The sequence below is a fragment of the Butyrivibrio sp. genome (assembly GCF_024699075.1).
In genome coordinates, this window is the sequence record NZ_JAILQF010000490.1 from 1 (window position 1) to 7,366 (window position 7,366).

The 7,366-nt window shown below is 38.6% G+C and carries 6 protein-coding genes; 1 reads left to right on the forward strand and 5 read right to left on the reverse strand.

Going from position 1 to position 7,366, the window contains the following annotated elements:
• The 5 genes from K6G87_RS19615 to K6G87_RS19635 all read right to left on the reverse strand — a co-directional run.
• The coding region (locus K6G87_RS19615; RefSeq protein WP_296841111.1) for a sugar ABC transporter permease at positions 1-786 on the reverse strand (786 nt) is incomplete at its 3' end.
• Positions 783-2,072 (reverse strand): carbohydrate ABC transporter permease, encoded by a 1,290-nt coding sequence (locus K6G87_RS19620; RefSeq protein WP_296841114.1) that lies wholly within the window; start codon positions 2,070-2,072, stop codon positions 783-785. The genes K6G87_RS19620 and K6G87_RS19615, both read right to left, overlap by 4 nt.
• 18 nt (positions 2,073-2,090) lie before the next feature.
• Complete coding sequence (locus K6G87_RS19625) at positions 2,091-3,587, reverse strand: sugar ABC transporter substrate-binding protein (RefSeq protein WP_296841117.1); 1,497 nt, start codon at positions 3,585-3,587, stop codon at positions 2,091-2,093.
• A gap of 89 nt (positions 3,588-3,676) precedes the next feature.
• On the reverse strand, positions 3,677-5,392 hold the full coding sequence (locus K6G87_RS19630; RefSeq protein ID WP_296841120.1) for a glycoside hydrolase family 13 protein: 1,716 nt from the start codon (positions 5,390-5,392) through the stop codon (positions 3,677-3,679).
• Positions 5,385-6,164, reverse strand: coding sequence for a hypothetical protein (locus K6G87_RS19635; protein WP_296841123.1), 780 nt, complete (start codon positions 6,162-6,164; stop codon positions 5,385-5,387). Before K6G87_RS19635 ends, K6G87_RS19630 begins: the two co-directional genes overlap by 8 nt.
• Before the next feature lie 300 nt (positions 6,165-6,464).
• Here K6G87_RS19635 and K6G87_RS19640 point away from each other — a divergent pair, with 300 nt between their 5' ends.
• Complete coding sequence (locus K6G87_RS19640; protein ID WP_296841125.1) at positions 6,465-7,346, forward strand: LacI family DNA-binding transcriptional regulator; 882 nt, start codon at positions 6,465-6,467, stop codon at positions 7,344-7,346.
• The last annotated feature ends 20 nt before the right edge of the window (positions 7,347-7,366 follow it).

A 7,366-nucleotide genomic window follows, 5' to 3' on the forward strand; every position in this document is an offset into this window, starting at 1 on the left:
TGTAACGATTGGCACTGCTATGAAAATAGCACCTGCTGCAAATCTTGAAAATTCTGTCTCTCCTATATGTGTAAGTCCAACTGCTACTGTCCAAAGATCCCTGTTTTTAAGCAGCATATTTGGAAGTATGAAATCACTCCATGGCCAGGCAAAAGAGGTAAGAGCAGTATATACCAAAATAGGCTTTGATAAAGGAAGTGTCACCCTAAAGAAAATGACAGGATTCGTAGCTCCGTCAATCTTGGCCGCTTCATATATGGAATTACTTATAGTATCAAAATATCCTTTTTGAACAAGATAACCCATAGGTGCGCCTGCAGAATAGATCAGCACCAGACTCCACAGATTATTGATCAGATTGAAATTGACCATTATAAGATATACAGCTGTCATTCCCATAAAGCTTGGGAACATGCTAAGTACAAGTGTTGTCTTCATAATAGGCTTTCTCATCCTGAATCTGAATCTGCTCATGACATAAGCTGTCAGTATTACAAGAACCGTACTAAAAAAGCATGAGAACACAGCTACAAAAAGGCTGTTCAAAAGCCATGACGGATAGTCATACATGGACGTGTCCGTGAACAATTTTATGAACGTATCAAGGCTGTATGCTGAAGGAAAAAAGCCTTTGAAGTCATATATAGAGCCCGTCTTTGAAAACGAAGCAAGCACCAGCCATAAAATCGGGAAAAAGAATATAAAAGCTACTATTATAAGTATCAGGTATGTTATACATACGTCGAGCACGTTCTTTGGTCTTATCCTTTTTTTCATATTGATCATCTGTAAGTGTCCTCCTTCTTAAATGCAGAACTATTCACATAAGTTCCAAGTGAAAGGACAGATGTGATCAGGAAGATGATAAGGCTTATCGCAGCACCTATTCCATAATAGTTATTGTCAATTGAAAGATTATAAAGCCAGTTGATAAGAAGATCCGTATCACTTGCAAGGAAATATCCATCCAGATATAATCCGCCTCTAAGGAAATAGAATACGCCAAAGTTATTGAAATTACCTACAAAGCTTGTGATAAGTGTAGGTGTTGTTGAAAATACTACAAAAGGAAGAGTAAGCTTTATAAACTGTACCCACTTTGTTGCTCCATCTATGCTGGCAGCTTCATACAATTCCTTGTTCATATTGGACAGCATACCTGTTGCAAGAAGCATGGAAGTTGGAATTGATATCCATGCATTGACCAAAAGGCCTATGATCCTGGCTCTCCAGCCCGCGTCTATATCAAGAAATCCTATGGCACTTGCCCCCGTTCTTGTGATCAGATAGTTAATAGGTCCGCCATAAGAGAACATGAACTTAAAGCCAAGAAGCGTTATAAATCCCGGAACTGCATATGCAAGGATAGGGAATGCTCTCCAGAATGTCTTGCCTTTAACGCATTCTTTATTAAGAAGAAGTGCCAGAAACAGCCCACCAAAATAATTGATGAAGGTTGACGCAACTGCCCAGATAATATTCCATCCAAGTATTTTTACAAAGGTTCCCTTAAGATCTGACAACACAAATATTTTTTTGAAATTATCAAAACCTATCCAGTCCACAAGCTTTGGAGGTACAATATCTCCGCCGTAGTTGGTGAAGGCAATTAGTGTCATGAATATGATAGGAAGAACATTAAATATGAGCACACCAACAACAGGAATAGCAAGGGCTACAATATAAAACTTCTTATCTGTAAAAAGAGCTATAGACTTTACAAAAGAAGGAATCTCTTTACCACCTTCAATACTTTTTCTTATATAAAGTATATCTTTGATATTGCTATAGTGTATAAGTCCAAACAAGGCAATTACAATAAATGCAAGGATACCTCTAAGCATCATCATAATTGAATCATCGCCTTCGATGCCAAGCCATGCATCTCCCTCTACTGTTCCCAGGGTAAAAAATCCAATAATATCTTCAATACCAGTTGTAATAATAAAATACAAAAACAATATAAAAACTGCCAGATATATAATTCCCTTGATCCACTGTTTATACATAAGCTGTCCTGTGCCCATGACAATACATGAGCACAAAACAGGTACATTATTACTTTTTTTCATTCCACAGTCCTACTTTTCTTACTGAGCAAGAGTATAAATCGCATCATAAATGCTCTGAACAGAATTATCGAGTGCCGTCTGCATGCTATCCTTGTCTGTATACTTCTCTTCTTCGCCATCTGCTTGTCTGAAAGCATCCTTGGCTACGTCAGACAGGAGTGTCTGCATTGGATCCCAGATCTGGTCAACTGCCTTTATTGATGGCATAAGATAGATGTTACCTTCTTTAAGACTTGTAAAAATTGTATCTGTAACGCCGCCGATCTCTTCTGCAACATCAGATCTTGTTGGTGCTATTCCAAGCATTTCTGCTCTCTTTGTGATCATCTCATATCCTGTTGCGAAGTTTATAAAGGCAATGCAGGCGTCTTTGTGCTCGGTATAGGCACTTATCGCATAACCATTTACTCCGCCCATAACCTTGGTCGTAACATAATCGCTATCAGACATTGTATTTGGATCAGCTGTTATATCGCCGTTTGCAGGCATCTTTGACGGAAGCTGTGTCATCATCAGATTCTCAGTTGCCTTTGCCTTGGCATCATCTTCGCTAAGACCCTCCTGCTCATAAACTGCTACAAGCTTTTCATAGAAAAGAGTATATGTATCAGGTGTAGATATAGAACAGAAAAATGTGCCATCTGCAACCTTAGAATATCTGCTTGTCTTAACAGAATCATCAATACATTCCTGACTCATAAGCTTTGCAAATTCCTTCATGGCAAGAAGACCTGTTGCTGAGTCACCCTGATTAAAGCCTATATCTTCTGAGTTATAATTGCCCTGATCATCCTGGCCGAACACATATCCTCCATAGGAAAAAGAAAATTCAGCCATCATATACAGATCGTTAAGCGGAGCCATAAGACCATACTGTGAATCTTTATTGGCACTTGTATCGCTATCTCTTAACGTTTTGGAAAAGGCATAAAGACTATTCCAGCTTTCAAAAAAGTCTGCCACTTTATCACCATCAGTATCCCAGTTAGTCTCCCAGTCTTCTGGCATCATATCCTTGCGATAGAAAAGCATCGGCTCCTGAACATTTACAGGAACTCCGCAGTAATAGTCTTTACCATCTACATTTATCTTAAATGCATCAAAGGCTTCCTGGGGGATCTTATCATAGCATTCAAAATCTTCAAGGCTAAGTGCCATGATATGCTTATCTTCTGCATAGGTCATGATCTGATCATTGGCCTGATACAAAACGTCAGGTCCGTATCCATAAGGGCCGTTCTCTGCAAGATCAGAATACTCTTCCATATTGGCATCGACAGCTTCAATTCCCTGATCCTTATATGCTTCGTTGAAAGCATTTAAAAGTTCATCAAGATATCCCTGAGACTTAGCTGTATCATTTTCAAGAATCCTTAGAGTTATTTTCTCTCCTGAAGGATTTAAAGCTGTGGTATCTGCACTACTTTTTTCTTCACCGGATGACTGACCACATCCTATAAGCATCATCGTAGCTGCAAGTACTAAAGAACATGCTTTTTTTAATTGTCTACCCATACCTATCTCCTCTATTTATCATTCTCAAACATCTTGCAAGACAATATCTGATATAAGCCTTACGATCATAATCAGATAACAGTCAAAAATCATTTAAGCGTAGATAACAAAACCTTGTTATTAACTATGACCAAGGCTTCATACGCTTCAATCTTATATTCTGCGCTGCTGCCTCTTTCTGTCACCACTGTATCTTTATCAGCATTATTGATATACAGATTTATCCCAGTATCACCAATTATATACCTAAGCTCCAGCATATCCCCACTTTCATCAGTGGTTATTACAGGATAGACATTACTAAAATCATAGTTTTGCCTTAAATCTGCAAGTGATATAAGAAGCCTGTATATATCTGTGTCCTTGATCTTATCAGCCTTATCCCAGTCCATGCATTTGCGGCAGTCTGGATCATAACCGCCTTTAATCTTTATCTCTGTTCCATAGAAGATACATGGAACTCCGGGATAGAGATACAAAAGACAAAGGGCTGCTTTAAACTTCCTGTCATCTTCAGATACTTCACTATAAAATCTATGAGTGTCGTGACTATCAAGAAGGTTAAGCATCATGTGATTTACAGTATCAGAATTTCTTGCAAGAAGGTCATTAAGCCTCTCTGCCATACCTTTTGCATCAAGCTTATCTGTACTGAAAAAATCAAGCGCCGCCTTAGTAAAAGCATAGTTCATGATGCTGTCGTACTGATCTCCTTTTAGATAAACAGACGCATCATGCCAGTTTTCACCAATGATAACTGCATTCTCATCAGCTTTTTTGACAGCCCTTCTAAACTCTCTCCAGAAATCGTGACTCACTTCATCCGATACATCAAGTCTCCAGCCATCAATATGATATTCCTTGATATAGTGAACAGCTATGCCTGTAAGGAAGTCCCTTACTTTTGGATTTGAAGTATCAAGTTTTGGCATGTAGTTGCAGGAAGCAAAGGTTTCATAGTTTACCTTGTCCTTGTCAGGCTTATCACCGTCTATTATGAACCAATCATAATACCTTGACTCTTTGCCCTTATTAAGAACATCCTGGAACTGCGCGGTTTCGTCGCTGCAATGATTAAATACAGCATCAAGCACTATATGCATTCCTTCTTCATGGGCCTTATCAACAAGCTCTTTTAAATCCTTCTTGCTTCCAAAATCCTCATCGATCTCCAGATAATCACTGATGTCATATTTATGATTGGATATAGACTTAAAAACAGGTGTCAGATATATGGAGTTAATTCCAAGACTCTTAATATAGGAAAGCTTATTCGTAATACCCTTTATATCGCCACCTGCAAAGCTCTTTGGAGTTGGTTTATCGCCCCACTTCAAGTTGACATAGCTCATATCTTTGTCTTTATCACCAATATTGAACCTGTCAACAAATATCTGATAGAACCTTGCTGTCTTCATCCAGTCAACCATAGGCAGTATGTCAGCCTTATTTATATAAGGGAACTGGAAAAAATTGTAAAATCCTGTGCTGTAATCATAGGTATCAGTAAGACCATCTTCAGAGAAATACTTGTACTCCTTGCCATCATAGAGATAGAAGATATAAGCAAGCCTTGTATCTTCAAGGTGGAGATTTATGGAGTAATAATCAAACTCTTTTCCCGAAAAAATCTTCTCCATCACTGCTTTATTCTGGTGATCCTGTATATGATACTTGCTCTCGTAGATGATATAAACCTGATCAATATCATCCTTGGCCGTCCTAAGCCTTATTGTTATGTCGTGCTCAGATGTAGGAAAACAGTAGGACGAATCCATGATATGCTGTACTGCGTACTTATTCATTGGTCACATCACCATTTCTTACGACAACAACTGTATCAAGTGAGCTGTTATCAGGATCTGTAGTAAGCGTAATAGTATAATTACCATCCATAAGAACATCTACATTAGCCTTTTCTTCTGATCCTCCAAGACTTCCGCCACTTTCAAACTGAGTATCATCAAGCTCTGTAAAAAGACCATAACCTTTCTGAGTATCCCATGACCAGTCTGCAATTATCTGGAACTGGTCACCGGCATAAAGGTCTATAGTGATCGCAAATTCATTAACCGCATTACCTGTTGGTACAAGTTCAAAACTGTCTATAAGTTCCTGACCAATATCTCCTGCCCAGGCATTATCCTTAAGAGGTCCTGTCTGTGATGTTCCTGCAAGGTACCATTTTCTTGTATCTTCTGTAACTTCGCTTGCACTAAAGCTTGCGTAAAGAGTTGTATCTTCTTCAAAAGTATCTGTTGTAAGGTCTTTCTTTGATGCTTCGATAAAAGAAGGAGCTTCGTACCATCCAAGGAACTCGGAGCCGTCTTTAGCTTCAAAGCTGCTATATGAATCAGGGCTTAATACTTCACCTGCATTTGCACTTGCAGTTCCAAGCTCTGTATCACCCTCCATGAAGGTTACCGTGATCTGCTGAGAATTGTCAGTAGCATCATAAGCCGTGCTGGATTCACCTGCTGCACTACCAGTAGCAGCGCCTGAGCATCCAACTAATGATGCACAAAGAAGTGTTATACATGAAATTCCTGTAACAAGCCTTACTAAATTCTTATTCATAACTATCCTCCATTTTTACTTAATTGTTTAACTTAACCGCTTAAGTGAAACCATAGCACATATTTGATGAGCTGTCAAACTGTTTAAACGTATTAACAGTTCATCTTAAGGGCAAGTTTGACTTTTTCCAAAATGCTTTGTATGATTTGTTTAAACGGTTAAGTTAACATTGTATGTTTGTGCTTCCGATTTATACACGAGTCGCTCCGTTACATTAAGCTACTCCGTGCATTTAGGCGAGTAACTTACCTTTATCACTTAACAAATTAAGCAACCAAATTTTCAGGGGGTTTATGATCCATGGCCAAGAAGCCAACAGCCAAAGATGTAGCCATAGCAGCAGGCGTTTCAGTTGCTACAGTTTCATATGTTTTGAATAATAAAGAAGGCCAGAAGATAAGCGAAGAAACCAGAAAGAAAGTCCTTCAGATGGCAAACCTTCTTCACTATGTTCCAAGTCACGAAGCCAAGAGTCTTGCTACCGGCAAGAATAACCTAATTGGAATAATATACCATGTAAGAGAAGATTCACCTTCAAGAAATCTTGAGATCATGCACCTTGTAAACCTGCTTGTAGAGAGATTCAGCAGGATGAATTACAGCACTATCATTATCCCCTTTAATAGTGATGATGCAGACAGTGCACCTAACCGTATGCTTGATGGAATCATTGCAATTGATATCCCTGAGAAAGACTTTAAGCGTATGGCTGATAAGTACTTCGTTCCTATCATCTGCATGGATATGATAGTCAACGATTTCCTCTTCTATCAGGTATATACTGACATGTACACATTAGGCTCTAACGCCTGCCAAAACCTTGGCCAAGACTATTATCTTTTGACTGATGCCTATGATAACAAGAAATACCAGGACTACATCTGTTCAATAGTCCCTCAGGGGCATGCACTTATTTTCTCTGAATGCAGTGAAGAGCATTTAAAACAACTTAAGGGTAAAAAGATCCTTGTTAATGGCGCTTACCTTGCACTTATATTAAGTCAGTATGTAAATCCTGAAGACATTGCAGTTATCTCTTATCAGACTAAGCACAAAGAGCTTAGCCCGAAGGCCAAGCTCATACATAATGATATAGATCGCAAAGCTAATATGACTATGAATATCATGCTTAATGCATTCGAGCAAAAATTCGACATAACACATGACTTCAAAATTTGCTAATGATCTTAATTTCTGTTTTT

Bases quoted from the DNA above. Each gene is read 5' to 3' on its own strand.
- K6G87_RS19635 (WP_296841123.1), bottom strand. From the start codon at position 6,164: ATGAATAAGAATTTAGTAAGGCTTGTTACAGGAATTTCATGTATAACA.
- K6G87_RS19620 (WP_296841114.1), bottom strand. From the start codon at position 2,072: ATGAAAAAAAGTAATAATGTACCTGTTTTGTGCTCATGTATTGTCATG.
- K6G87_RS19640 (WP_296841125.1), top strand. From the start codon at position 6,465: ATGGCCAAGAAGCCAACAGCCAAAGATGTAGCCATAGCAGCAGGCGTT.
- K6G87_RS19625 (WP_296841117.1), bottom strand. From the start codon at position 3,587: ATGGGTAGACAATTAAAAAAAGCATGTTCTTTAGTACTTGCAGCTACG.
- K6G87_RS19630 (WP_296841120.1), bottom strand. From the start codon at position 5,392: ATGAATAAGTACGCAGTACAGCATATCATGGATTCGTCCTACTGTTTT.